General features: G+C 71.2%; 24 protein-coding genes. 10 read left to right on the plus strand and 14 right to left on the minus strand.

The window, feature by feature from the left end:
- The first annotated feature begins 193 nt into the window (after positions 1-193).
- Positions 194-1,150, plus strand: coding sequence for an ABC transporter substrate-binding protein (locus IE263_RS41580; RefSeq protein WP_189943307.1), 957 nt, complete (start codon positions 194-196; stop codon positions 1,148-1,150).
- 22 nt (positions 1,151-1,172) lie between these two features.
- Here the strand turns inward: IE263_RS41580 and IE263_RS41585 are convergent, their stop codons facing one another.
- Positions 1,173-2,354 carry a DUF5685 family protein gene (locus IE263_RS41585; protein ID WP_189943308.1) on the minus strand — a complete coding sequence of 394 codons (1,182 nt, stop codon included), beginning with the start codon at positions 2,352-2,354 and terminating at the stop codon, positions 1,173-1,175.
- A gap of 313 nt (positions 2,355-2,667) precedes the next feature.
- Between IE263_RS41585 and IE263_RS41590 the strand changes: the two genes are divergently transcribed.
- Entirely contained in the window at positions 2,668-3,105 is a 438-nt protein-coding gene (locus IE263_RS41590) for a cell division protein SepF (protein ID WP_189943309.1), read from the plus strand.
- 197 nt (positions 3,106-3,302) lie between these two features.
- On the opposite strand, the gene IE263_RS41595 is transcribed toward IE263_RS41590, so the two are convergent.
- Complete coding sequence (locus IE263_RS41595) at positions 3,303-4,925, minus strand: MFS transporter (protein ID WP_189943310.1); 1,623 nt, start codon at positions 4,923-4,925, stop codon at positions 3,303-3,305.
- 258 nt (positions 4,926-5,183) lie between these two features.
- Here IE263_RS41595 and IE263_RS41600 point away from each other — a divergent pair, with 258 nt between their 5' ends.
- Positions 5,184-6,419, plus strand: a complete 1,236-nt coding sequence (locus tag IE263_RS41600) for a mannosyltransferase family protein (protein ID WP_189943311.1) — start codon at positions 5,184-5,186, stop codon at positions 6,417-6,419.
- A 238-nt stretch (positions 6,420-6,657) separates the two neighbouring features.
- Positions 6,658-7,647 (plus strand): phosphatase PAP2 family protein, encoded by a 990-nt coding sequence (locus IE263_RS41605; RefSeq protein WP_189943312.1) that lies wholly within the window; start codon positions 6,658-6,660, stop codon positions 7,645-7,647.
- 117 nt (positions 7,648-7,764) lie between these two features.
- On the opposite strand, the gene IE263_RS41610 is transcribed toward IE263_RS41605, so the two are convergent.
- Entirely contained in the window at positions 7,765-7,980 is a 216-nt protein-coding gene (locus IE263_RS41610; protein ID WP_189943313.1) for an I78 family peptidase inhibitor, read from the minus strand.
- Positions 7,981-8,425: 445 nt separating this feature from the next.
- On the opposite strand from IE263_RS41610, the gene ctaD reads away from it, so the two are divergent.
- Positions 8,426-10,117, plus strand: coding sequence for an aa3-type cytochrome oxidase subunit I (gene ctaD, locus IE263_RS41615; protein ID WP_189943314.1), 1,692 nt, complete (start codon positions 8,426-8,428; stop codon positions 10,115-10,117).
- A 202-nt stretch (positions 10,118-10,319) separates the two neighbouring features.
- On the opposite strand, the gene IE263_RS41620 is transcribed toward ctaD, so the two are convergent.
- Complete coding sequence (locus IE263_RS41620) at positions 10,320-11,021, minus strand: LysM peptidoglycan-binding domain-containing protein (RefSeq protein WP_189943315.1); 702 nt, start codon at positions 11,019-11,021, stop codon at positions 10,320-10,322.
- A gap of 519 nt (positions 11,022-11,540) precedes the next feature.
- Here IE263_RS41620 and IE263_RS41625 point away from each other — a divergent pair.
- Both IE263_RS41625 and IE263_RS41630 read left to right on the plus strand, forming a co-directional pair.
- Positions 11,541-12,326, plus strand: coding sequence for a DUF8842 C-terminal domain-containing protein (locus IE263_RS41625; protein WP_189943316.1), 786 nt, complete (start codon positions 11,541-11,543; stop codon positions 12,324-12,326).
- A 67-nt stretch (positions 12,327-12,393) separates the two neighbouring features.
- Complete coding sequence (locus IE263_RS41630) at positions 12,394-12,843, plus strand: hypothetical protein (RefSeq protein ID WP_189943317.1); 450 nt, start codon at positions 12,394-12,396, stop codon at positions 12,841-12,843.
- Between the two features lie 69 nt (positions 12,844-12,912).
- Here the strand turns inward: IE263_RS41630 and der are convergent, their stop codons facing one another.
- From der to aroH, 5 genes are all read right to left on the minus strand, one after another.
- The gene (der, locus tag IE263_RS41635; RefSeq protein WP_189943318.1) at positions 12,913-14,391 is read right to left on the minus strand and encodes a ribosome biogenesis GTPase Der; all 1,479 of its coding nucleotides are present in this window, start codon (positions 14,389-14,391) and stop codon (positions 12,913-12,915) included.
- Positions 14,392-14,467: 76 nt separating this feature from the next.
- Complete coding sequence (locus IE263_RS41640; protein WP_189943319.1) at positions 14,468-15,115, minus strand: lysophospholipid acyltransferase family protein; 648 nt, start codon at positions 15,113-15,115, stop codon at positions 14,468-14,470.
- Positions 15,112-15,798 (minus strand): (d)CMP kinase, encoded by a 687-nt coding sequence (gene cmk / locus IE263_RS41645; RefSeq protein WP_189943320.1) that lies wholly within the window; start codon positions 15,796-15,798, stop codon positions 15,112-15,114. Before cmk ends, IE263_RS41640 begins: the two co-directional genes overlap by 4 nt.
- A gap of 309 nt (positions 15,799-16,107) precedes the next feature.
- A complete protein-coding gene (locus IE263_RS41650) occupies positions 16,108-17,193 on the minus strand; it encodes a prephenate dehydrogenase (protein WP_189943321.1) in 1,086 nt (361 codons plus the stop codon).
- Positions 17,190-17,552 carry a chorismate mutase gene (aroH, locus tag IE263_RS41655; protein ID WP_189943322.1) on the minus strand — a complete coding sequence of 121 codons (363 nt, stop codon included), beginning with the start codon at positions 17,550-17,552 and terminating at the stop codon, positions 17,190-17,192. The genes IE263_RS41650 and aroH overlap by 4 nt, the downstream gene beginning before the upstream one ends.
- Positions 17,553-17,792: 240 nt before the next feature.
- On the opposite strand from aroH, the gene IE263_RS41660 reads away from it, so the two are divergent.
- From IE263_RS41660 to IE263_RS41670, 3 genes are read left to right on the plus strand one after another with little or no spacing between them, the layout of a single operon-like run.
- Entirely contained in the window at positions 17,793-18,467 is a 675-nt protein-coding gene (locus tag IE263_RS41660; protein ID WP_189943323.1) for a hypothetical protein, read from the plus strand.
- A 13-nt stretch (positions 18,468-18,480) separates the two neighbouring features.
- Positions 18,481-19,065 (plus strand): DUF6529 family protein, encoded by a 585-nt coding sequence (locus IE263_RS41665; protein WP_189943324.1) that lies wholly within the window; start codon positions 18,481-18,483, stop codon positions 19,063-19,065.
- Positions 19,062-19,478, plus strand: coding sequence for a Rieske (2Fe-2S) protein (locus IE263_RS41670; protein ID WP_189943325.1), 417 nt, complete (start codon positions 19,062-19,064; stop codon positions 19,476-19,478). The genes IE263_RS41665 and IE263_RS41670 overlap by 4 nt, the downstream gene beginning before the upstream one ends.
- 52 nt (positions 19,479-19,530) lie before the next feature.
- Here the strand turns inward: IE263_RS41670 and IE263_RS41675 are convergent, their stop codons facing one another.
- From IE263_RS41675 to IE263_RS41695, 5 genes are all read right to left on the minus strand, one after another.
- Positions 19,531-20,556 carry an ADP-ribosylglycohydrolase family protein gene (locus tag IE263_RS41675; protein WP_189943326.1) on the minus strand — a complete coding sequence of 342 codons (1,026 nt, stop codon included), beginning with the start codon at positions 20,554-20,556 and terminating at the stop codon, positions 19,531-19,533.
- Complete coding sequence (locus tag IE263_RS41680) at positions 20,553-21,275, minus strand: NUDIX hydrolase (protein WP_189943327.1); 723 nt, start codon at positions 21,273-21,275, stop codon at positions 20,553-20,555. The genes IE263_RS41675 and IE263_RS41680 overlap by 4 nt, the downstream gene beginning before the upstream one ends.
- Positions 21,276-21,369: 94 nt before the next feature.
- Positions 21,370-22,440: a pseudouridine synthase gene (locus IE263_RS41685; protein WP_189943328.1), complete on the minus strand. Its 1,071-nt coding sequence runs from the start codon at positions 22,438-22,440 to the stop codon at positions 21,370-21,372.
- Positions 22,440-23,129: an SMC-Scp complex subunit ScpB gene (gene scpB / locus IE263_RS41690; protein WP_189943329.1), complete on the minus strand. Its 690-nt coding sequence runs from the start codon at positions 23,127-23,129 to the stop codon at positions 22,440-22,442. The genes IE263_RS41685 and scpB overlap by 1 nt, the downstream gene beginning before the upstream one ends.
- Positions 23,126-24,250: a segregation and condensation protein A gene (locus IE263_RS41695; RefSeq protein ID WP_189943330.1), complete on the minus strand. Its 1,125-nt coding sequence runs from the start codon at positions 24,248-24,250 to the stop codon at positions 23,126-23,128. Before IE263_RS41695 ends, scpB begins: the two co-directional genes overlap by 4 nt.
- Between the last annotated feature and the right edge of the window lie 10 nt (positions 24,251-24,260).

The raw sequence follows: 24,260 nt of genomic DNA on the forward strand, positions 1-24,260 counted from the left end.
AGTGGCTGGTCACGCGCTCCCACATCGACTTCGGTCGAGTGTGGTCCTGTTCCTGTTGAGCTGACCCCCTGCGTGCCCTGACTCCAGGGCGCCTCTTCGCGTTCTCCCTCCCCCAGCACGGCCTTCACACGCGCGCCACTCCCCTCACCCAGCGCTTTCTCCCACCTCTTTGCTGTCTTGGAGACCGCACACGATGCGTACGTCCACGCGCTCCCGTAAGCGCATTTTCGCCCCCTTCGCCCTGATCACATCGGCGACGCTGCTCCTCACCGCGTGCGGCTCCGGCTCGGACGACTCCGCGGTCGGCGGTACCGCGCAGGCGGCGGCCAGGTCCGACGCGATTCCGACCGAGGACGTCGTCTCCGCGGTCCGGAAGGACGAGGCCGCCGCCAGATTGCTGCCGCCGGGGGTGACGAGCCTGACCGTCGCCGTCAGCGTCGGCGGCACCCCGCCCGGCACCAGCGTCCTGGACGACGGCAGGACCCTGGCCGGCCAGGACATCGACTTCACCCAGGCCGTCGCCAAGGTGCTCGGCATCCGGCTGAAGACGGAGCAGGCCAGTTTCGAGGCGATCCTGCCCGCCCTGGACAGCGGCAAGTACGACGTCGGCGTCAGCAACTTCGGCGTCACCACCGAGCGCCTGAAGACGATCGACTTCGTCACCTACATCAACGACGGCCAGGGCTTCGCCGCCCGCAAGGACTCCGAGCTGAAAAAGGTCACCGACCTGAAGCAGCTGTGCGGCCTGAACGTCGCCACCGGCGCCGGCACCACCTTCGAGGCCACGCTGGAGGAGAACAAGCACGTCTGCACCGACGCCGGGAAGAAGGCGTACACGGTGCAGACGTACAGCGAGCAGGGCGCGATCTGGTCCTCCGTCCAGCAGGGCCGCAGCGACGTCGTGATGTCCACCATCAACGGCCTGCGCTACGCCGTCGCGCACCAGGAGGGCGTGAAGTTCCTCAACGAGTTCCACCGCCTCGACGTCGGCTTCGCCTTCAAGAAGGGCACGAAGCTCGCCCCCGCCGTCCAGGCGGCGGTCAACAAGCTCATCGCGGACGGCACGTACGCGAAGATCCTGAAGAAGTGGGGCACGACGGGCTCGGCGATCGAGAAGTCACAGATCTCCCCGCCGGAACTCACCGACTGAGTGCTGCGGGGCCGCGGCGCGACTAACAGTCGCAGCCGCAGCCGTCGCAACAGCAACCGTCACAGCAGTTCCCGCAGCCGTCACAGCAGTCGCAGCAGTCGGAGCAGTCGTCGCAGCGGTGGCAGAGGCCCTCCTTGCGCTCCCCCGTCCACGGGTCGTCGTACTCGCCGCAGCACATCTGGCACGTACAGGCGAGCCCCGCCCAGACGAGGCACCCCGCGAGGAGGCCGCGCCGGTCGCGACGCGGCGGCTCCGGGGGCGAGGGCGGGCCGCCGGGACCGGACGGCGCGTAAGGGTTCCCCGGCGGCGGCCCGTACTGCTCCGCCGGATGGGCGTGCCCGCACGAGGTGGTCCCGAAGGCGCGGTCGACGGAAGCCCGCAGCTCGTGCACGAGCAGCACATGGGCCAGCTTCGGGTCACTGAACTCGGCCTCCCGCAACGCCAGCCGGATCCCGTGCACGGCGTCGTCGGCGAGCCGCCGGGCCTCGGCGAGGGAGGTGCCGGTCGCGGTGAGCGGGTTCCACGCGCCCGACGCGGCGTCGGCCTCCCGGTCCTCCACGGCGTCCAGGAGGTGCGCGAGCCGGCCGAAGAGGCGCCCGGCCTCGGCGAGCGGCTCGGCGTTGCCCGGCCGCCCCGCCAGGACCGCGGTGTGCGCGAAGGCCGCAGCGGTGGCCGTCTCGGTCGGCTCGGTGACCGTCAGGATCGGCGTCCCGGGCCCGGCGAGCGCCTCGATGCCGACCTGCCGGTCCACGGCGTCGACGAGTACGGCGGTGTCGAACCCGACGGCGGATCCGGTACGGGCCCCCGCCGCGCCCCAGCTCGCGGCGACCCGGCGCGCGGCCAGGGCCACCGGCCGCCGGGCCAGCCATCCGTCCCCGTCGGCGACGTGGTCGCGCACCTTGGCGGAGGCCAGCACCAGCGAGACGGCGGCCGCGAGCCGCGCCCCCTCGCCGTGCGCGACGGACGCGCCGCGCATCCCGCGCAGCGGACAGGGCCCGGCCGTACGCCGCCCCCCGCCGCCCCGCTCGGCGGCCTGAGCCTCCGTCAGGACCGATATCAACAGCCCGTCGTAATTGGTCACGACCCGTGCGAACTGCCCGTGATCCCTGCGCAGCGCGAGGCACAGCCCGCACAGGTGCGCCATCCACTGGGTCTTGAGCCCTTCACCGAGCCGATGACGGCACGGCCTGACGATTCCGAACACGACGATCCCCCGTGATCCGTACGATGTTGAGCTGCCGCATCGTATCGACGGATTGTCACGCGGGAAGGCCTCACCCCGTTCACCCGTACGCTCCGGCCGTCACCCGTACGCCGCGAAGAATCATATTTCACTCACAGTCAGCAGCCGTATACACCAAGACCCTTGGGAGACACGGACTCTCGACGGATCGGCTGTGCACCAGTACCGTCACAAACCCCCCGCGCGGCGTCTATCCACTTGGCGCGACATCCGCATCATGGACGACCATGGGGAATGCGGAAAGCAAGAAAGACCGCTGTGAGAGGAGGCGTCCATGGGATCGGTACGCAAGGCGAGTGCCTGGCTTGGCCTCGTCGACGACAACGATGACGAGCGTTACTACGACGACGACTATTCCGAGGGGACCGACTCCGGTGACGCCTGGGTCACCGACCCGCGAGTCAAGGTCGCCGCGGACACGGCCGAGGAAAAGGGCCGCCGGATCGGCACCGTGACCCCGGACAGCTTCCGGGACGCGCGGGCGATCGGTGAGCTGTTCCGCGAGGGTGTCCCGGTCATCATGAACCTCACGGCCATGGAGGCCGCCGACGCCAAGCGCGTCGTCGACTTCGCGGCCGGGCTCATCTTCGGCCTGCGCGGTTCGATCGAGCGGGTGTCGACCCGAGTGTTCCTGCTCACCCCCGCCCACACGGAGATCGTCAACGGGGACCCGGCCGGGCACCGCGCGGACGGCTTCTTCAACCAGAGCTGAGGCGGGGCCGCTCACCGGCCCTGCCTCCGGCGGGCTCCACCGCAAGGCGCCGAACCCGGTGAGCGCCCCGCCCGGCACGAGCTGACGCATCTCGAGGATGCCCTCGCAACTGAGCACCGACCCGAGGGTGGCCGCGTGCCGCGTGACGGGGTGGAGACGATCACGGTCGGGCGGCGCGTGGGCGGGCTCCCCCGGCGTCAAGCCGAGACGCGGGACTCCGTGGCATCCCGAGGCCCGGGCAGCTCCACCGCGCAGGACTCGGCCTCGTCGCAGGACTCGACCTCGTCGCAGTGCATGACCCGCGGCAAGCGCAACGCCATCACCGCCCCCAGCAACAACAGCCCCGCGCTCACCAGCAAGGTGACATGCAGCCCGTGCACGAAACAGTCCCGGGCCGTCTGCCGCAGGGCCACCCCCGCCGGCCCCCCGAGCCGCCCGGCGACCTCGTAGGCCTCCCCCAGCGAATGCCCCGCCGCGGCCGACGCCGACGCCGGCACCCCGGGCACCGACGACAATCCGGGCGCGTACGCCGCGTTCATCACGCTGCCCAGCAGGGCGATCCCGATTCCGGCCCCCAGCTGGTACGACGTCTCCCCGATCGCCGCAGCCCCACCCGCCTGCTCCGGCGGAGCCTCGCTCAGCATCGACTCGTACGCCGCGAACAGGGTCGTCTCCAGCCCGAAGCCGAGCAGCACGAACCCGAACAGCAGCAGGCCCGTGTTGTCCGCCTCGCCCATCGCGGTCAGCGTCAGCACCGCCGCCGCCGTGAGACAGAACCCCCCGCTCACCATGCGCCGCGGCCCGAACCGCCGTAGCAACCGTGCCCCGGCCAACCCCGCGGCCATCGCCGCGAAGGTCAGCGGCAGCAGCCGCAGCCCCGTCTCCAGCGGGGACAACCCCAGCACCAGCTGCAGGTACTGCGCCGCGATCAGCTCGAGCCCCACCAGCGCCAGCATCGCCAGCACGATGCACCCCACCGATGTGCTGAACGCCGGCCGGCCGAACATCCGCAGGTCCACCAGCGGATGGGTCCGCCGCCGCTGACGCCGTACGAAGACGAGGATCAGCGCCACGCCCGCCACCAGCGGCACGAGGGTGAACGCGCCCACCTCCCCGCCGCCCAGCCGCTTTACGCCCAGCACGACGCCGAACAGCCCGGCGGCGGCCATCAGCGCGCCGACGACGTCCCACGGCCCGTCCCCCGCGCCCCGCGACTCCGGCAGCAGCAGCCGTCCCACCGGGAGGCTGACCAGCATGAGCGGGATGTTGACGAGGAAGACCGAGCCCCACCAGAAGTGCTCGAGCAGGAAGCCCCCGAGCAACGGCCCCACCGCCGCCCCCACCGCGGCCACCGCACTCCAGATACCGATGGCGAGCGCCCGCTCCCGTCGGTCGGGAAACACCTGCCGCAGGATCGACAACGTCGCCGGCATGATCATCGCACCGCCGACACCGAGCAGCGCCCGCGCGACGATCAGCACCTCGGCACTGCCGGCGAACGCCGCCATCGCGGAGGCGACACCGAACAGCGCGTACCCCAGCAGCAGGACCCTTCTGCGGCCCACCTTGTCACCGAGGGTGCCGAAGAGGATCAGCAGCGAGGCGCAGACCAGCGGGTAGGTGTCGACGATCCAGAGCAGCTCGATCGCGCCGGGCCGGAGGTCCTCGGTGACGGCGGGCACCGCGACGTGCAGCACGGTCGCGTCGACGGCGACCAGCAGCAGGCTGACGCACAGCACCACGAGCACGATCCAGCGGTTGGCACCGGCCCCGGCCGCCCGACGGCGCAGCCCGACGGCAGCCGTGGTCGTCCCGGACATGTACGTACCTCCCAGGTGTTCCTCGGGTTCGGCGGGCTCGCGGGGTGGGGACTCCCCGCGACTCGGCCGGAGAGGAGCGGTGGTCTCCGGCCCGCGCAGACGAACGGCGAGTGACACGCAGCGTACGCGAGTTCGCGGCGCGGCCACGTGGCGGACCTCTCACAGTCCAGGGGGATCGGTGTGGCGTACACCACTCTCCTCACAGCCCGTACACCCCGGCACACCCTCCGGTGGTGCGCCCGGCCGATAATCGAGCCCGTGACCGATCTTGAAACGCGCGCGGCGCCCGGCTCTGCGGCCCTGCGCCGGGCGGCCCCGGCCCTCCTCGGGTACGCGGCCGTCCGCGCCCTGGGGCTGCTCGCCCTCGCCCTGTGGAGCGCCGCGCGCGACAAGAGCGCGTACACATTGCTGACGGCCCGCTGGGACTCCCTGTGGTACGTGCGGGTCGCCGAGCTGGGGTACGGCTACGAGGTGCGCCTGCCGAACGGCGACGTGCACTCCAACCTCGCCTTCTTCCCGCTGCTGCCGTGGCTGGAGCGCCTGCTGCACGCGACGACCCCGCTGTCGTACGCCGGCGCCGGTTTCACCGTCTCCCTGCTCGCCTCGCTCGCCGCGGCCTGGGGGATCTTCGCGGTCGCCGACCATGTGTACGGGCGCCGGGCCGGGGTGTGCGCCGTCCTGCTGTGGGCGGTGCTGCCCGTCGGGATCGTGCAGTCGATGGCGTACAGCGAGTCACTGTTCACCGCGCTGGCCGCCTGGTCGCTGTACGCGGTGCTGACCGGCCGGTGGGTGACCGCGGGCGCGCTGGCGTCGCTGGCCGGTCTGACCCGGCCGGTGGGGCTCGCCGTGGTGGCGGCGGTGTGGGTGTCGGGTGTGCTCTCGTTCGTGCGAGACAGGAGCGCGGCGCGGACCGAGGGCGCACAGACGGCCGCACGCGCTCCCCAGTCGCCCCCTGGCGCCCCTCCCCGGCGTGCACCGACCCCAGGAGGCGGGGGCGTCGCGGAACGCGCCCTCGGCCTCCTTCTCGCGCCCCTCGGCGCCGTCGGCTATGTCCTCTGGGTCGGCCACCACACCGGCAAGGGCCCTCTCGGCTATCTCGACGTCCAGGCGGGCTGGCGCAACGGCTTCGACGGCGGCTACGCCTTCGCCCGCTTCATCATCGACAAGTTCACGTCAATTCCGTCGGCCTTCGCCGGGCTCGGCCTGATCGTCGGCGTCGCCCTGCTGCTCTGGCTGTATCTGGTCTGCGTACGACAGCGCCAGCCGCTTCCGCTGCTGGTGTACGCGGGTGTCGTCCTCGCGCTCGCCCTGTGCGCGTCGAGCTACTTCGGCTCGAAACCGCGCCTGCTGCTCCCCGCGTTCCCGCTGCTGCTCCCCCTCGCCCTGGCCCTCGCCCGGCTGCGGACGCCGAGATCCGCGCTGGTGGTGGCCGGTGTCGCCGTGGCGTCGGCGGTGTACGGCGCCTGGTGGCTGAACGGCTCCGGTCCGCCATGATCATCTCCGTACTACCGGTGAGCGGGCCGGGAATGCCGCCCGAGGATTCGGTGAACTCATTCATAAGCCCCCTAAAACTATCCCTCGAAATGATCAAAAGAATTGAAGGGAAGGGCGTTCGACGATTACCGAATCCTGAGGAATAAAGGCCGTCCTGAGAGCAATCCCACATCACATGGTCATCACAAACCCGTGGATTCGACCGAGAACTGAGCTCACTCGCTGTAACGTCGATTGGGTGCGTACCAAACGAACCCTCACCCGTCTGGACCGGGTGTTCGCCAGGCTCGACCGGGAGCCGGAACGGCCGACCCACATCGATGTGCCGAAGATGAGCCGGCACCGGGTCGCGCTGTTCGCCTCGACCCTGGCCTTCTATCTGGCGATCGTGTGGCTCGTGGTGATCACCTCGTGGCTGGTCCGCCTCGACTGGCAGGTCATGTTCTTCCGGCCGTACCAGCAGTGGTCCGAAATCCACTGGTTCGTCGACTACTACGTGGTCCTCGGCCAGCGCGGCCCCACCGCCGTGATGGTCGCCGCCTGGCTCGGCTGGAGATCCTGGCGCCAGCACACCCTGCGCCCGCTGCTCACACTCGGCACCTCGCTGCTGCTGCTGAACATCACCGTGGGCGCCGCGAAGATCGGCATGGGCCGTCTCGGACCGCACTACGCCACCACGATCGGCTCGAACGAGATGGGTCTGGGCGGCGATATATTTCCCAGCGGCCACACCGCCAACGCGGTCGTGACCTGGGGAATCCTGGCATATCTGGCCTCCACCCCGAGAGCCCGCAGATGGCTGTCCGCCCTCTCCGCGGTCACCTCGCTCGGCGTCGGCCTGGCCACGGTCTACCTGGGTACGCACTGGCTGAGCGACGTGGTCCTCGGCTGGGCCGCCGGTCTGCTGATCCTGCTGGCGCTGCCCTGGTTCGAGCCGCTGATCGCCCGCGCCGAGGTCTGGATCTTCACCCTGCGCGACCGCTGGCGTGCCCGCAGCGCCGGTACGGTGCCCGCGCCCGTCCCGGTCCCGGTGCCCGTGCCGCTCAAGCCGCGCGCCGCGGCCCAGGACGAGGCCGCGGCCCGTGCGCCCAGGGCGCCGGTCTACCTCGCTCCCAGCCCGCACACGGTCCGTTCGGAGCGCACCCCGGTCACCCCCGTCGGCAGCCGCCGGCCGCCGCACCCCGACCGGCTGCCACGGGGTACGACCACCTCGACGGCCCGCCCCTGACAGGCGGCTGACCGGCTGCGGGGCCCTCGGTACGCACAGCCCGGCCCCGCACGCCAAGGCCCCGGTTCCTGGTCCAGGAGCCGGGGCCTTCGTCGTCGGTACGGGTGTCCGGGGGTCTCAGCCCTTCCAGGCGCGGACCACGCGGCCGTCGCTCACCTCGAAGTTCAGCCGGCCCACGCGGTACTCCATGGTGATGATCGTTCCGGGCGCCAGCGAGCGCACCGTCGACCACCCCCGTTCCCGGGCGAGGTGCTCGGCCCGCGCGGCCTCGAGGCCGACGTACCCGTCCGGACTGTCCTGGGGCTCCGCTGGCGGAGTGGGAATCGGTGCCATACCGCCACGCTAGGCCGAGGGCGCCGCTCCGGGAACCCCGAACCAGAGATGTGGATCACTCCGGTCACACTTCTGTCACAGGATCACGACGTGCGTTTCGGCCGCGATGACATCGGTTCCGCCACAGCGGACCGTCACACGTACGAGCGGTTCCGTACGCCTTCCGCGCGCATTCGAACGCAATTCCCGCGTGTCGTCCCGGCTGCCCGGAATAACCCGGCGGAAAGTTCCCGGAGAACCGTCCCCGGGCCCCGTTCCATTCCGATTCCGTGCGGCTCCGCCGGAGCTGATTCCTCATAGGAAATACACGGCTCCCTCACACATCCTCCGTCCGCTCCTGCCGGTGCACGCGGCGGCGCGAGCATCACGGCGGCAGCTCGCGGGCACCCGTGCGGCGCGGGCGACGGCGGGCCCGGGGCGCGACGAGCGAAGGGGCGAGCGAGCGATGGGGACGGAGACCGTACCGGCGACGGCGCGAGCCGTGGGGGCCAGACGGGCCGGCCGGGTCGTCGTGGACTGGCTGACCACCACCGACCACAAGAAGATCGGTCACCTCTACCTGATCACGTCGTTCGCGTTCTTTCTGATCGGCGGGGTCATGGCACTGATCATGCGGGCCGAGCTCGGCCGGCCGGGGATGCAGATCGTGAACAACGAGCAGTTCAACCAGCTGTTCACGCTGCACGGCACGATCATGCTGCTGCTGTTCGCGACCCCGAGCTTCGCGGGCTTCGCCAACGAGCTGATGCCGCTGCAGATCGGCTCCCCCGATGTGGCCTTCCCACGGCTGAACATGTTCTCGTACTGGCTGTTCCTCTTCGGCGGTCTGATCGTGCTCGGTTCGCTGCTCACGCCGGGCGGGCCTGCCGCCTTCGGCTGGTTCGCCTACGCCCCGCTGAACAGCCTGGAGCGCTCCCCCGGTGTCGGCCCCGACCTGTGGATCATGGGGCTGGCGCTGGCCGGCTTCGGGACGATCCTCGGCGCGGTCAACTTCATCACCACCATCGTCGGGATGCGCGCGCCCGGCATGACGCTGTTCCGGATGCCGATCTTCACCTGGAACACCCTGTTCACGTCGATCATGATCTTGATGGCGTTCCCCGTGCTCGCCGCGGCGCTGCTGGTCCTGGAGTCGGACCGGCGGTTCGGCTCGCAGGTGTTCCAGGCGGCCAACGGCGGGGCGCTGCTGTGGCAGCACCTGTTCTGGTTCTTCGGGCATCCCGAGGTATACATCATCGCGCTGCCGTTCTTCGGGGTCGTCACGGAGATCATCCCGGTCTTCAGCCGCAAGCCGATCTTCGGCTATCTGACGCTGATCGGCGCGACGATGGCGATCACCGGTCTCTCGATGATCGTGTGGGCGCACCACATGTTCGCGACGGGCGCGGTGCTGCTGCCGTTCTTCTCCTTCCTGTCGTTCCTCATCGCGGTGCCCACGGGCGTGAAGTTCTTCAACTGGACCGGGACCATGATCAAAGGCTCGGTGTCCTTCGAGACGCCGATGCTGTGGGCGGTGGGCTTCCTGGTGACGTTCCTGCTGGGCGGTCTGACCGGGGTGATCCTGGCGTCGCCGCCGATGGACTTCCACGTCACCGACTCGTACTTCGTCGTCGCGCACTTCCACTACGTCGTCTTCGGCACGGTGGTCTTCGCGATCTTCGCCGGGTTCTTCTTCTGGTGGCCGAAGTTCACCGGCAAGCTGCTGGACGAGCGGCTCGGCAAGATCCAGTTCTGGACGCTGTTCGTCGGCTTCCACGCCACATTCCTGGTGCAGCACTGGCTGGGCGCGGAGGGCATGCCGCGCCGCTACCCGGACTATCTGGCCGCGGACGGCTTCACCGCCCTGAACACCGTCTCCACGATCGGCTCGTTCCTGCTCGGCCTGTCGACACTGCCGTTCCTCTACAACGTCTGGAAGACCGCCAAGTACGGCAAGAAGGTCGAGGTCGACGACCCCTGGGGCTTCGGCCGCTCCCTGGAGTGGGCGACCTCCTGCCCGCCGCCCCGGCACAACTTCACCGCACTGCCCCGGATCCGCTCGGAGTCCCCGGCGTTCGACCTGCACCATCCGGAGTACGCGGCCGGGATCCCGCAGCCCGAGCCGGAGAAGCACCAGGCCGGCCGCGAGCCGTCCTGACCGCCTCGGCGGCCCGACCCGACGAGCCCCGGCTGCCACAACGGCTCCTGGCGTACGACGGTGCTGCGCGCGCCGGCCGGAACGGTGCCGCTCGCCGCCGGCACGCGGTCACGTCCTCGCCGTCCCACACCACCGCGCCCCCGCGACGGCAGGCGGCCCCACCCGGTCCGCGCACCGGGTGGGGCCGTGCGGCCCGGGAGCCTCAGAAGGTCAGGCGGAGCCCCGGCATGATCAGGTCGGGGTTCTTGCCGATGGCGGCCTTGTTGGCGGCGTAGATCCGCTGCCAGGTGGTCCCGTTCCGGGCGGCGATGGTGCTGAGCGTGTCGCCCTCGCGGACGGTGTGGTCGCCGCGGGAGCCGTTGCGTGAGCTGTGGCCCGTCGAGCGCTCGGAAGCCTGCGCCGACGAGGCCGAGGCACCGTTCGTGGAGGAATTCTTCTTCGACGAGCCCGACTTGTTCGAACCCGACTTCGTCGACCCCGACTTGGTGGAGGCCGAGCCGGCCGAGGAAGCGTCGGGTGCGCTGCCGGACGCCCCGGCGCGCGTCGAGCAGGTGGGCCACGCGCCCCACCCCTGGGCCCGCTGGACCTTGGTGGCGACGGCGATCTGCTGTTCCCTGGTGGCCTGGTCGGCGGTGGGTGCGTAGGCGGTACCGCCGTAGGCGCGCCAGGTGGAGGCGGAGAACTGCAGTCCGCCGTAGTAGCCGTTGCCGGTGTTGATGTGCCAGTTGCCGCCGCTCTCGCACTGGGCGATGCGGTCCCACACTCCGCCGTCCGCCGCAGCGGCGTTGCCGGTCGCGGCCAGCAGTCCGAGGGGGGCGAGGAGCGCCGCCCCGGCGAGGACCGCCGTCGTACGCGCCTTGCCGGCGCGAGCGTTGACGCGAGTGTTATCGGCACATTCGGACATGTAGATCCCTCTCTACGGACCCGGGCCTCCCCCTGCGGGGCACGCCGTCCGCGCGAGGGCGCGGGCGTCGCGCTCCGCCCCGTCCGTCGGCGGTCGTGCTGCGCGATGTCTGGTTCTGCGCGGCCGGCGGACGTACCCGAGCGGTGCTCGTTGCACACGGCGGAGCAATCTAGGGACCCTGACAAGTCGTTAGCAACCAACTCCCCGTCATCGCAGGCCAGTTCGCCGTTACCGGGGGTAGTAGGAGTTTCCGGTCACCCCCTTCATTCGCTGATTTCCGGATTTGTCGGCCGGTGATTCGGAGAAGCTGTGAGCCAGTTCACGGAACCAACTTCCGTGACCTCCCCGTTACTTGACGTGGAGTGCTCAGTTCCGTACGCATCGTGACCGTCCGCGTTCGACGGTTCGATTCCGTTCGCCGTACAGCGTGACTCCCACCACAGATCGTCCGTTGTCTTCTTCATGAGCCGGGGAGCCAACCCGGTCCCGCCAACGCACCGTATTCCGAGGGAGTCACCCGTGCCGCGCATGCTCGACGTCAGCGACGAGGTACGCGCCGAGATCGGCGACGAAGAAGCCAACCGGCTGCTCGCCGGAGAGAACGCCCCGGGCAGTTACGACTGCACGTCCTGCCGCACCCCGGGCGACTCCGAGCTCGAGCGCACCAGCACCGTCCTGTTCATCGGGGACGAGACCGCCGTCCTCGCCTTCGCCCACGCCACCTGCCTCCCCTCACAGGTCGTCCAGGTCACCGAGGAGCAGCTCCGGGGCGCGGTCCGCTCCATCAGTGGCGAAAACACCGTCGACCCGGAGGCCGAGAAGGTCGTACCCGAGCAGGCCATGCTCGGGGTGACCAGCGGACTCGTCCTGATCGCCGGGGAGTTGCACCCGGCCCTGGTCGTCGAACCGACCGCGCCCATCGTCCGGCCCGGCAGCACCGGGTCCGGCGACGACTTCCTGCCGCTGCTCATCGAGCAGGGCTTCATGCCGCTGACCGAGCTGTCCGAGGTTCCGCCGGTGCAGCACGGGTGGTCCGTGCTGCTGGCGATGGGGCAGCTGCACGCGGTGCTGCAGCCTTCCCCGAACGGGGGGCAGCCGGTGGCCTGGTGGCAGGCGCACCAGCCGCTTCAGGTGACCGACGGGTGGCGGGCCGCCGCCAACAAACACCAGCAGGTGCTGATGTACGCGGCGCCGGTCGGTTCCATCGGGCGCCAGCCCAGGGAGGACCTGCTGCGGGACGCGCTGGACAAGGCCGCGGCGAACGGAAAGCTGGTCGGTGCGGCTCTCCCTCTGGCCGGGACCTGAGTTCACCCCCCGCTCCCCGGGGCCCGTCCAGCCGCATCTCTTCCAGTCCAACCTCGTTTGGACATACGTGCACACCTACGACGTTCCTCGCCGCCAGGCCTACCAGTCGATCCCGTCCGCGCGACCGGCTCAGGAACCCCAGGGAGGCCCATCGGCCACGCCGATCTACGACGCGCTCTACGCCGAGTACGTCAGGTCGTTCCGCTCGCTGCCGGGGGACCGCAGTGGGGAGGAAGACCTGGGGTTCACCGCCTTCGGGAACATCCCGCACAGCACGGGGTCGTTCAGCAGCTCGTTCAGCAGCTCCTACAGCGCGTACAGCGCGGGCGCGCAGAGTGCGCGCAGCGGACTCGGGCAGCAGTCGCAGTGGCAGCGGGTCGGACCGCTCGGACAGGCGGGCCAACAACAGACGGGGCGGCAGCAGACGGGCCGGCAACAGGCGAACACGCAGCAGGCCAGCACGGGGATGCACCCCCTCCCGGCGGCGCTCCCGCCGGGGCCACGGAGAGGCCGGTGAGCCACGGAAGTCCGTGACACGGCTGGAGGGCGGCACCCCACACTCGGGGGCCGCCCTCCAGCCGTTGCGTCACTTCTTCCTGCCGCGCTTCTCGCGCACCCGCACCGAGATGTGGATCGGCGTGCCCTCGAAGCCGAACTCCTCGCGCAGCCGGCGTTCGATGAAGCGCCGATAGCCCGCCTCGATGAAGCCGGAGGCGAACAGCACGAACCGCGGCGGCTTGGTGCCGGCCTGGGTGCCGAAGAGGATGCGCGGCTGCTTGCCGCCCCGGATCGGGTGCGGGTGGGCCGAGACCAGCTCGCCGAGGAAGGCGTTCAGCCGGCCCGTGGGGACCCGGGTCTCCCAGCCGGCCAGAGCGGTCTCGATCGCGGGGACCAGCTTCTCCATGTGCCGTCCGGTGCGCGCCGAGACGTTCACCCGAGGCGCCCAGGCGACCTGGCCGAACTCGGTCTCGATCTCCCGCTCCAGGTAGTAGCGGCGCTCCTCGTCGAGGGTGTCCCACTTGTTGTACGCGATGACCATCGCGCGGCCCGCCTCGACGGCCATGGTGACGATGCGCTGGTCCTGGACCGAGATGGACTCGGAGGCGTCGATCAGGATGACCGCCACCTCGGCCTTCTCAACGGCGGCCGCGGTACGCAGCGAGGCGTAGTAGTCGGCGCCCTGCTGGAGGTGGACGCGCTTGCGGATGCCCGCCGTGTCGACGAACTTCCAGGTGACGCCGCCGAGTTCGATCAGCTCGTCGACCGGGTCACGGGTGGTCCCCGCGAGTTCGTTGACGACGACGCGCTCCTCGCCGGCCACCTTGTTCAGCAGCGAGGACTTGCCGACGTTCGGGCGGCCGATGAGCGCGATGCGGCGCGGGCCGCCGATCGCCGTGCCGAAGGTCTGCTCGGGCGCCTCCGGGAGCGCCTCCAGGACGGCGTCCAGCATGTCGCCGGTGCCCCGGCCGTGCAGCGCGGAGACCGGGTGCGGCTCGCCGAGGCCCAGGGACCACAGGTAGGCCGCGTCGGCCTCGCCGCTCGGGCCGTCGACCTTGTTGGCGGCGAGCACGACGGGCTTGCCGGCCTTGCGCAGCAGTCGTACGACCGCCTCGTCGGTGTCGGTGGCGCCGACCTTGGCGTCGACGACGAAGACGACGGCGTCGGCGGCCTCGATCGCGTACTCGGCCTGCGCGGCCACGGAGGCGTCGATGCCGAGGACGTCCTGCTCCCAGCCGCCGGTGTCGACGACCTTGAAGCGGCGGCCCGCCCACTCGGCCTCGTAGGTGACGCGGTCGCGGGTCACACCCGGCTTGTCCTCGACGACGGCCTCGCGCCGCCCGATGATCCGGTTCACCAGGGTCGACTTGCCGACGTTCGGCCGGCCGACGACGGCGAGCACCGGCAGCGGACCGTGACCGGCCGCCTCGATGGCGCCCTCGACGTCCTCGAGATCGAAGCCCTCTTCCGCGGCGAGCTCCATGAACTCCGCGTACTCGGCGTCGCCGAGCGCCCCGTGATCGTGCTCGAAACCGTCCGAGCCGTCGGGCTGGATGTGGTCGTTCATGAAGTCCGTACCTCGTTCATCGTGGTGATCGGTGGAATGCCCGGTGTCGTCCGGTTGATCCACTACTCAGTGTCGCCTAGCGGCTGGTCAGCCGCCTCGCGTTTTCCAGGTGCGCGGCCAGCTGCTTCTGGATGCGCTCGGTCGCCTCGTCCAGCGCCTTGCGCGTACGCCGTCCGCTGCCGTCGCCCGCCTCGAAGGGGTCGCCGAAGACGACGTCGACGCGGGACCGCAGCGGGGGCAGCCCCTTCATCAACCGTCCGCGCCGCTCGGAACTTCCCAGCACCGCGACGGGGACGATCGGCGCCCCGCTGCGCACCGCGAAGTAGGCGAGGCCGGCCCGCAGGGAGGCGAAGTCGCCCTCGCCCCGGGTGCCCTCGGGGAAGATCCCGAGAACACCGCCGTTCTCCAGGACACCCAGCGCGCGGGTGATCGCGGTGCGGTCGGTGCTCCCGCGGTCGACCTTGAGCTGGCCGATGCCGGTCAGGAAGGGGTCGAGAGGGCCGACGAACGCCTCCTTCTTGATCAGGAAGTGCGTCGGCCGGGGCGCCACGCCCATGACCATCGGCCCGTCGATGTTGTGGGAGTGGTTGACGGCGAAGATCACCGGGCCGGTCGCGGGCACCTTCCAGGCACCCAGCACCCGCGGCTTCCACAGCCCGTACATCAGGCCGACGCCGATGCGCCGCCCGACCTCCGCACCCCTCTCCGAGGGCAGTTCGCTCACCGTGCCGCCCGCTTCTCCTCGACGAGCGTGACGACGCACTCGATGACCTGGGCCAGCGTCAGCTCGGTGGTGTCCACCTCGACGGCGTCGTCCGCCTTGGCGAGCGGGGAGGTCTTACGGGAGGAGTCGGCCGCGTCCCGCTTGATCAGCGCCTCCCGGGTGGCGTGGACGTCGGCGCCCTTCAGCTCACCGTTGCGGCGGGCGGCGCGGGCCTCCGGCGAGGCGGTGAGGAAGATCTTCAGATCGGCGTCCGGCAGCACGGTCGTCCCGATGTCGCGCCCCTCGACGACGATCCCCTTCTCCACGGAGGCGGCCAGCGACCGCTGCAGCTCCGTGATCCGCGTCCGCACCTCCGGTACGGCACTCACCGCGCTGACCTTGGAGGTGACCTCCTGGCTGCGGATCGGGCCGGCCACGTCGGTGCCGTCGACCGTGATCGTCGGGTGGGCCGGGTCGGTGCCGGAGATGATCTCCGGCTTGCCCGCGACGGCGGCGATCGCCGTGGGGTCCTCGATGTCGATCCCGTTGTTCACCATCCACCACGTGATCGCCCGGTACTGCGCCCCGGTGTCCAGGTAGCTCAGGCCGAGCTGCGCGGCCACGGCCTTGGACGTGCTCGACTTGCCCGTGCCGGAGGGGCCGTCGATGGCGACAATCACGGGCTGGGCGGCGCCGTTTTCCACGGGGGGACACCTTCCTGGTGCGAGGCGGTGGGCTGCGGGGCGAGACTGTGCCCCGCACAAGGTTACTGGGTGCGGGTCACTCGTCCGGCCGCACAGGGGGTGCCGCACCGGCCCTGGTCCAGTAAGCGCGTCCGGCGCCTTGTCGGCGAGGGCAGGCATATCCAGCCCGTCCGGCGTTTGAGGACGAGGCCCGTTCAGGGCCGATGCGGGGGTCTGGGGGCGCAGCCCCCAGGGCACGGCCACTTCTCGGCCGACCGAGACGGGCGGGTGGGCACAGGCCCAGAGGTCGAAGGCGGAGCCCCCAGCGCCCTACTGCCGGATGGCCCACCCCCGCTCCCGCAACGCCGCCGACAACACCGCCGCCGACTTCGGTTCCACCATCAACTGCACCAGCCCCGCCTGCTGCCCCGTCGCGTGCTCGATCCGCACGTCCTCGATGTTGACCCCCGCCACACCCGCGTCGGCGAAGATCCTCGCGAGCTGCCCGGGCTGGTCGTCGATCAGCACGGCGACGACCTCGTACACCCGCGGAGCGGACCCGTGCTTGCCGGGGACACGCACCTGCCCCGCGTTGCCGCGGCGCAGGACGTCCTGGATGCCGTCGACGCCCTCGCGGCGCTTGTCCTCGTCGGAGGACTGCAGCGCCCGCAGCGCCTGGACGGTCTCCTCCAGGTCGGCGGCGACGTCGGTGAGCAGGTCGGCGACCGGCCCCGGATTCGCGGACAGGATGTCGATCCACATCCGGGGGTCGGAGGCGGCGATCCGGGTCACGTCCCGGATGCCCTGCCCGCACAGCCGTACGGCGGCCTCCTCGGCGTTCTCCAGACGCGCGGCGACCATGCTGGAGACGAGGTGGGGCATGTGGGAGACCAGCGCGACCGCCCGGTCGTGGGCGTCCGCGTCCATCACCACGGGAACGGCCCGGCAGTGCGAGACCAGCTCCAGGGCGAGGTTCAGCACCTCGGTGTCGGTGTCCCGGGTGGGCGTGAGCACCCAGGGCCGGCCCTCGAACAGGTCGCCGGTCGCGGCCAGCGGGCCGGACTTCTCACGGCCCGACATGGGGTGGGTGCCCAGGTACGCCGAGAGGTCGAGCCCGAGTGCCTCCAGCTCGCGCCGCGGCCCTCCCTTGACGCTGGCCACGTCGAGGTAGCCGCGCGCCACACCCCGGCGCATGGCGTCGGCGAGCACGGCGGCCACATGGGCGGGCGGGGCGGCGACGATGGCGACGTCCACGGGGCCGTCGGGGGCCTCGTCGGTGCCGGCGCCGAGCGCGGCCGCCGTACGGGCCTGCTCGGGGTCGTGGTCCTCCAGGTGGACGACGACGCCCCGCTGGACGAGGGCCAGGGCCGCGGAGGTGCCGATGAGTCCGGTTCCGATGACGAGCGCGGTCCTCACTGGGCGATGTCCTTGCGCAGGGCGGCGGCGGCACCGAGGTAGACGTGGTTGATGCCGGCGCGGGGCTTGTCGGACTCGATGTGCGCGAGGACGCGGACGACCCGCGGCATGGCGCCCCGGACGTCGAGTTCCTGGGCGCAGATCAGCGGCACGTCGGCGATGCCGAGCTTGCGGGCGGCGGCCGCCGGGAAGTCGCTGTGCAGGTCGGGCGTGGCCGTGAACCAGATGCTGATCAGGTCGTCGGCGCTGAGGGAGTTCCGCTCCATGATGGCGGTCAGCAGGGCCCCGACCTGCTCGTCCATGTGGCCGGCCTCGTCCCTCTCCAGCTGGACGGCCCCCCGGACCGCTCGTACCGCCACGTCCCTGCTCCTCGCTCACGTAGGTATCGGCTTCTCGCCCGTCCAGCCTAGTCAGCCCGAGTCCGCCGGGTGGGCCGCGCCCGCCCGCTGAGACGGGGCCCGGACTCTGCCAATGTCACCTGTATCGCCGCATTCGGCCACTTGGTGCGGTAACGCCCCCGTGCGCCTCTTTACGCCGGGTGCGCCCTGCGCTCTCATGACTGTCTGACGGCAGGAAGCCCGCCTCGGGGAAGGCCCGACATGAAGCGTCCAGGACCCCTGCTCACCCTTCTCGCGGGACTGGTGCTCGGCCTGTTCCTGCTGACGCTCAACGCGACGACGGGGACGAAGCCCGCGTCGTCCTCGTACCAGTCGCCGAAGCCGTACCAGTCTCCGAAACCGAGCGCGAGCCCGAGCCCGACGCCGACGAGCACCCCGTCACCCGCCCCCAGCCCGTCGGCCACACCGATCCCGGACGCCGACTACGCGGGCCGCACCGACGACGACTCGGCGGCGATCGCCGTGACCCTGCGCGACGGCAGGGCGATCGCGTACTTCTGCGACGGCCGCGCCGAGGAGGCCTGGCTGAAGGGCCCGGTCGCCGAAGACGGCACGCTGCGGCTCACCGGGAAGAACGGCGCCCGCCTGGACGGCACGCTGAAGGAGGGCAAGCAGATCCGCGGCACGGTCGACGTCGGCGGCGCGCACCACTCGTTCACCGCGGACAGGGCGAAGAAGCCGTCCGGGCTGTACCGGGCGACCGCGACCGTGCGCGGGGCGACGATCGACGGCGGCTGGATCGTGCTGAAGGACGGCTCCCAGGTCGGCATCCTCACCCGCGACGGCAAGCCCTCCCCCGCGCCTCGGATCGACCCGGAGACCGGCACGGTGACGGTCGACGGACAGCAGCTCACGGCCCGTCCCGCGACCCCCTGACCCGGGAGCCACCATGACCGTCGACCCGAACGCCGCCACCCAGGGCTTCCCCACGCCGAGCCCGGCCCACGGCCGCCCGCACCCGGCCCGCTACCTCGTCCCGGCCCTCGTCGCCGCCGCCGTCGCGCTCGCGCTGGGCGCGTACGGCAAGGTCCACGACCCGGCCGGCACCGCCTTCAACCTGGCCGGCTTCAGCAGCACGGGCGCGGTGAAGTCATGGCTGGCGACCGCCGCGTTCGCCTTCGCCCTCGTCCAGGTCGTCTCGGCCCTGATGGTCTACGGCAGGCTGCCCGGCCCGGGCTGGTCCGGGGCGCTGCACCGCTGGTCGGGCCGCGCCGCCTTCCTCGTGTCGGTCCCGGTCGCGGTGCACTGCCTGTACGCGCTGGGCTATCAGACGTACGAAACGCGTGTTTTGTGGCACTCTCTCCTGGGTTGCTTCTTCTTCGGTGCCTTCAGTGCCAAGATGCTGTTGCTCCGTTCGGAGCGACTTCCCTCCTGGCTGCTGCCGATCGTCGGCGGGCTTGTCTTCGCCGTGTTCACGATCGTCTGGCTGACCTCCGCCCTCTGGTTCTTCCGCACCTTCGGAGTGACGACATGACCCACCCCGCCACGCGCCGGACGGTTCTCCTCGCGACGGGCGCGGCGGCACTCGCCGTCGGCTGCAGCGAGTACGACGACAACGGCGACTCCTCGTCCAGGACCACGTCCCCCGCCACCCCCGGAGGCCGGCAACTGACGACGACGGCCGAGATCCCCGTCGGCGGCGGCAAGATCTTCAAGGACGAGAAGGTCGTCGTCACCCAGCCGACGAAGGGCGACTTCAAGGCGTTCTCCGCGGTCTGCACCCATCAGGGCTGCACGGTCGCCACCGTCGCCGACGGCACCATCAACTGCGCCTGCCACAAGAGCAGCTTCCGGATCACCGACGGCTCGGTGACCGGTGGCCCGGCGACCAGGCCGCTGCCCGCCGAGCAGATCACGGTGGAGGGCGACACCATCAAGCTCGCGTGATCAAGCAGGGGTGAGAGCCGGTGTGAGATCCGGTGTGATCGAGCGGGCCCGGTCACAGGTCCCAGAGCGCCCCGAGCGTCACCAGCTCCCCCTGGTACTCGATCCGGTCCGCCCACTCCGTGGGCCACGCCTCGGCCCCGGCGTACGCGCCCGCGAAGGCGCCCGCCAGGCAGGCGATGGAGTCGGAGTCGCCGGACGAGCAGGCGGCCCGGCGCAGGGCGGTCACCGGCTCGTCGGGGAAGAGCAGGAAGCAGAGCAGCCCGGTCGCCAGGGCCTCCTCGGCGATCCACCCCGCCCCCGTGGCCAGGCACGGGTCGGTCTCGGGCGACGGGTCGCGCAGTGCCGCCCGGAGGCGGTCCAGAACGGCCAGACACTCGTCCCAGCCGCGCGCGATGAAGTGCTCCGGGCTCGGGTCCTGGCTGCGGGTCCACAGGTCCCCGAGCCAGCGCTCGTGGTAGCGGCTGCGGTGTTCGAGGGCGTACGAGCGCAGCTGCCCGACCAGCCCCGCGGGCTCGGCGCCCTGCGCGAGCAGCCGTACGGCGTGGGCGGTGAGGTCGGAGGCGGCGAGAGCGGTGGGGTGGCCGTGGGTGAGGGCGGACTGGAGCTGGGCGGCACCGGCCCGCTGCTCGTCGCTGAGGCCGGGCGCGAGACCGAGGGGGGCGACGCGCATGTTGGCGCCGCAGCCCTTGGAGCCGATCTGGCTGGCGTCCTGCCAGAAGCGCTTCTCGTCCTTCAGCAGGTTGCAGGCGGTCAGGCAGGTCCGGCCCGGGGCCCGGTTGTTCTCGGGCGACTGGTACCAGTCGATGAACTCCTCGCGCAGCGGCCGTTCGAGACGCGAGGGCACGAGCAGCCCCCGGTCCATGGCCGTGCGCAGGGCCCGTCCCACCGCGAGCGTCATCTGAGTGTCGTCGGAGACGAAGGCACGCTCCGGCAGCTGCATCTCGCGCCACGGCCCGCACTTGGCGAGGATCGACGGGACGTCGTTGAACTCGGTCGGAAACCCGAGCGCGTCCCCCAGTGCGAGGCCCACCAGGGCCCCGGTGGCGGCGCGCTTCCTGACGGTGGTGGTGGCGGTCATGCGGAACGTCCTTCCCGGGGCGGTCGCAACAGCGGTGGGTGGAGGGTGGTGGCGGGGCCCGCGCGGTAGAGGGCGGCCGGTTTGCCGCGGCCGCCGGTCAGCCGCGCGGCGCCTCCGGGGACGGGCTCGACGAAGCCCGGGGTGGCGAGCACCTTGCGGCGGAAGTTGGGCCGGTCCAGTCCCGTGCCCCACACCGTCTCGTAGACCTGCTGGAGCTCGCCCAGGGTGAACTCGGGCGGGCAGAAGGCGGTCGCGAGGCAGGTGTACTCGAGCTTGGCGCCGACCCGTTCGTGGGCGTCGGCCAGGATCCGGTCGTGGTCGAAGGCGAGCGGCCTGGCGTCGTCGTACGGCAGCCAGCGGGCCTGGGCCGCGTCGCCGCCGCCGTGCGGTTCGGGCGCGTCGGGCAGCAGCGCGGCGAAGGCGACGGAGACGACCCGCATCCGGGGGTCGCGGTCGGGTTCGCTGTAGGTGCGCAGCTGCTCGAGGTGGAGCCCGGAGACGTCCTCCAGGCCGGTCTCCTCGGCGAGTTCGCGCCGGGCTGCGGTCTCGGCGGACTCGTCCGGCAGCACGAAGCCACCGGGCAGCGCCCACCGTCCGGCGTACGGCTCCTGGCCGCGCTCGACGAGCAGGACGTGCAGCGCGCCCCCGCGGAGGGTGAGGACCGCGAGGTCCACGGTGACGGCGAAGGGCTCGTAGGCGTACTTGTCGTAGCCCTGCATGACTCGCACCCCCTTTTATAGTCGTCACGACTATAAAAGGGGGTGCGGGTAGGTCACAAGCCCTTGAGGTCGATCGATCCCTGGAGGTCGATCCCTAGAGGTCGACTTCCTTCATCAGCATGCCGACCTCGGTGTTCGACAGCCGCCGCAGCCAGCCCGACTTCTGGTCGCCGAGGGTGATCGGGCCGAAGGCGACCCGCACCAGCTTGTCGACCGGGAAGCCGGCCTCCGCCAGCATGCGACGCACGATGTGCTTGCGCCCCTCGTGCAGGGTCACCTCGACCAGGTAGTTCTTGCCGGTCTGCTCGACGACCCGGAAGTGGTCCGCGCGCGCGTAGCCGTCCTCCAGCTGGATGCCGTCCTTGAGCTTCTTGCCCAGGTCGCGCGGGATGGGGCCCACGATGGCGGCGAGGTAGGTCTTCTTCACGCCGTACTTGGGGTGGGTCAGGCGGTGCGCCAGCTCACCGTGGTTGGTGAGCAGGATGACGCCCTCGGTCTCGGTGTCGAGCCGCCCCACGTGGAAGAGCCGGGTCTCGCGGTTGGTGACGTAGTCCCCGAGGCACTGCCGGCCCTCGGGGTCCTCCATCGTGGAGACCACACCGGCCGGCTTGTTCAGCGAGAAGAACTGGTACGACTGCGTGGCGACGGTCAGGCCGTCGACCTTGACCTCGTCCTTCTCCGGGTCGACCCGCTTGCCCTGCTCCAGGACGATCTCGCCGTTGACCTCGACCCGCGCCTGCTCGATCAGCTCCTCGCAGGCGCGCCGGGAGCCGTAGCCCGCGCGCGCGAGGACCTTCTGCAGCCGCTCGCCCTCCTGCTCGGCGCCGGGGAAGGTCTTGGGCAGCTTGACGTCCTTCTTGCCGGCGTACCGCTCACGGTTGCGCTCCTCCGCCCGTGCCTCGTACTCCCGGGAGCGCGCGGGGGCCGTACGCCCGCCCTGCGGCTGGGGCTTCTTCGGGCCGCCCTTGGCGCCGCCGCGAGCCGCGCCGCCGCGCCCCGACTTCGGGCCGTCCGGAGAGGCGCCGGGACCCACGTCGTAGCGGCGCTCCTCGGGACGGGGCTTGCGCGGACGCCCCTCGCCCTGCTTCTGGTCCCTGTTGTTGCCGGCGCCGCGGTAGTTACCGCGCCCGCCGCTCTTGCCGCTACCGCTGCCGCTGCTTCGCATCAAAGTTCCGTCGTTGTCCTTTTAGGCATGTCCGTCGCAGGACCGTCGTCCGTGGCCGGAGCCTCCGTGTCCGGGGCGTCCGGATCGAACGACGGTACGCCTTCCTGGGTCTCGGCCTCGATCGCCTCCGCCTCCGGGAGGAAGGGCGCGAGCTCCGGGAGCTCGTCCAGACCGCGCAGGCCCATCCGCTCCAGGAAGTAGTTCGTCGTCCTGTACAGGATCGCACCTGTTTCGGGTTCCGTGCCCGCCTCCTCGACCAGACCGCGCTGCAGGAGGGTGCGCATGACGCCGTCGCAGTTCACTCCGCGGACGGCGGAGACCCGGCTGCGGCTGACCGGCTGGCGGTAGGCGACGACCGCCAGGGTCTCCAGCGCGGCCTGGGTGAGGCGGGCCTGCTGCCCGTCCAGGACGAAGCGCTCGACGGCCGGGGCGTACTCGGCGCGGGTGTAGAAACGCCAGCCGCCGGCGACGAACCGCAGCTCGAAGCCACGCCCCTGCACGGCGTACTCGTCGGCCAGCTCCCGCAGCGCGTCCGCGACCTGCCGCCGCGGCCGCTCCACGATCTTCGCCAGGTGCTCCTCGGTCGCGGGCTCGTCCACGACCATCAGGACGGCCTCCAGGGCGGGCTTGAGGTCGAGGTCGGCGACGGTGCGCAGCCCGGCCGGGACCTCGGTGGTCTCCTCGCTCACGGCTTCTTCTCCTCCTTGGGCTCCTCGGGCGGCCGGTCGAACTCGTCGGTCACCCGCGGCGTCTCGTCCCCGTCCCCGCCCGTCCAGCGCACCAGCAGCTCCCCGAGCGCGGTCTCCTGGTCGAGGGCGACGGCCTTCTCCCGGTACAGCTCCAGCAGCGCCAGGAACCTCGCCACGACGGTCAGGGTGTCGTCGGTGTCCTCCACGAGCGTGCGGAAGCTGGCCTCCCCGAGCTCCCGCAGCCGCGCGACCACGATCCCGGCCTGCTCCTGCACACTCACCAGCGGCGCGTGGATGTGGTCGACGTACACCTGCGGCTTGGCCCTGGGCTGCATCGCCTTGACCGCGAGCTTCGCGAACCCCTCCGCGCCGATGCTGATGACCACCTCGGGCAGCAGCTCGGCGTGGTGCGGTTCGAGGCCGACGGTACGGGGGTAGCGGCGGGCCTCCGCGACGAGCTTGCCGTTGAAGATGTCGGCGACCTGCTTGTACGCGCGGTACTGCAGCAGCCGCGCGAACAGCAGGTCGCGGGCCTCCAGCAGCGCCAGGTCCGCCTCGTCCTCGACCTCCGCGGCGGGCAGCAGCCGGGCCGCCTTCAGATCGAGCAGCGTCGCGGCCACGACCAGGAACTCGGTCGTCTGGTCCAGGTCCCAGTCCGGCCCCATCGCCCGGATGTGCGCCATGAACTCGTCGGTCACCTTCGACAACGCGACCTCGGTGACGTCCAGCTTGTGCTTGGAGATCAACTGGAGGAGCAGATCGAAGGGGCCCTCGAAGTTGGCGAGCCGAACCTTGAAGACGCCGTCGGACGGCGCCGAGCCGACGGGTGCCGGAGGCTCCCCGGGGGATTCCGGTTCGGGCGCCGGTTCCGGTTCCGCCACGACGGGCTCCGGTTCCGCTGCCCCAGGCTCGGGCTCCGGTACGACGGGCTCGGCCTCGGGCTCCGGTACGACGTCCTCGGGCTCACGCTCCGGCAGCGCATCGGGGACCGGCGGCTCCTCAGGCGCCGCAGGGGAGACAACCGGTTCGACCGGCGGAGCCCCCGGTCCCCGACCCAGCGCACGCCGACGACCGCCGGCTGCTGCGCCGGGGCCGGAGGCGGGAACGTCGTTCGAGGTCATGGCCTCCGCA

Source organism: Streptomyces aurantiogriseus (genome assembly GCF_014649375.1).
Taxonomy (GTDB): Bacteria; Actinomycetota; Actinomycetes; order Streptomycetales; family Streptomycetaceae; genus Streptomyces; species Streptomyces aurantiogriseus.

What these genes read in the sequence shown, in the direction of transcription:
- IE263_RS41610 (WP_189943313.1), bottom strand. Translation starts at nt 7,980, where the DNA reads ATGGCACCGATTCCCACTCCGCCAGCGGAGCCCCAGGACAGTCCGGAC.
- IE263_RS41675 (WP_189943326.1), bottom strand. Translation starts at nt 20,556, where the DNA reads ATGACCGCCACCACCACCGTCAGGAAGCGCGCCGCCACCGGGGCCCTG.
- IE263_RS41590 (WP_189943309.1), top strand. Translation starts at nt 2,668, where the DNA reads ATGGGATCGGTACGCAAGGCGAGTGCCTGGCTTGGCCTCGTCGACGAC.
- IE263_RS41580 (WP_189943307.1), top strand. Translation starts at nt 194, where the DNA reads ATGCGTACGTCCACGCGCTCCCGTAAGCGCATTTTCGCCCCCTTCGCC.
- IE263_RS41685 (WP_189943328.1), bottom strand. Translation starts at nt 22,440, where the DNA reads ATGCGAAGCAGCGGCAGCGGTAGCGGCAAGAGCGGCGGGCGCGGTAAC.
- IE263_RS41620 (WP_189943315.1), bottom strand. Translation starts at nt 11,021, where the DNA reads ATGTCCGAATGTGCCGATAACACTCGCGTCAACGCTCGCGCCGGCAAG.
- IE263_RS41680 (WP_189943327.1), bottom strand. Translation starts at nt 21,275, where the DNA reads ATGCAGGGCTACGACAAGTACGCCTACGAGCCCTTCGCCGTCACCGTG.
- IE263_RS41660 (WP_189943323.1), top strand. Translation starts at nt 17,793, where the DNA reads ATGAAGCGTCCAGGACCCCTGCTCACCCTTCTCGCGGGACTGGTGCTC.
- IE263_RS41665 (WP_189943324.1), top strand. Translation starts at nt 18,481, where the DNA reads ATGACCGTCGACCCGAACGCCGCCACCCAGGGCTTCCCCACGCCGAGC.
- IE263_RS41695 (WP_189943330.1), bottom strand. Translation starts at nt 24,250, where the DNA reads ATGACCTCGAACGACGTTCCCGCCTCCGGCCCCGGCGCAGCAGCCGGC.
- der (WP_189943318.1), bottom strand. Translation starts at nt 14,391, where the DNA reads ATGAACGACCACATCCAGCCCGACGGCTCGGACGGTTTCGAGCACGAT.
- ctaD (WP_189943314.1), top strand. Translation starts at nt 8,426, where the DNA reads ATGGGGACGGAGACCGTACCGGCGACGGCGCGAGCCGTGGGGGCCAGA.
- IE263_RS41595 (WP_189943310.1), bottom strand. Translation starts at nt 4,925, where the DNA reads ATGTCCGGGACGACCACGGCTGCCGTCGGGCTGCGCCGTCGGGCGGCC.
- IE263_RS41670 (WP_189943325.1), top strand. Translation starts at nt 19,062, where the DNA reads ATGACCCACCCCGCCACGCGCCGGACGGTTCTCCTCGCGACGGGCGCG.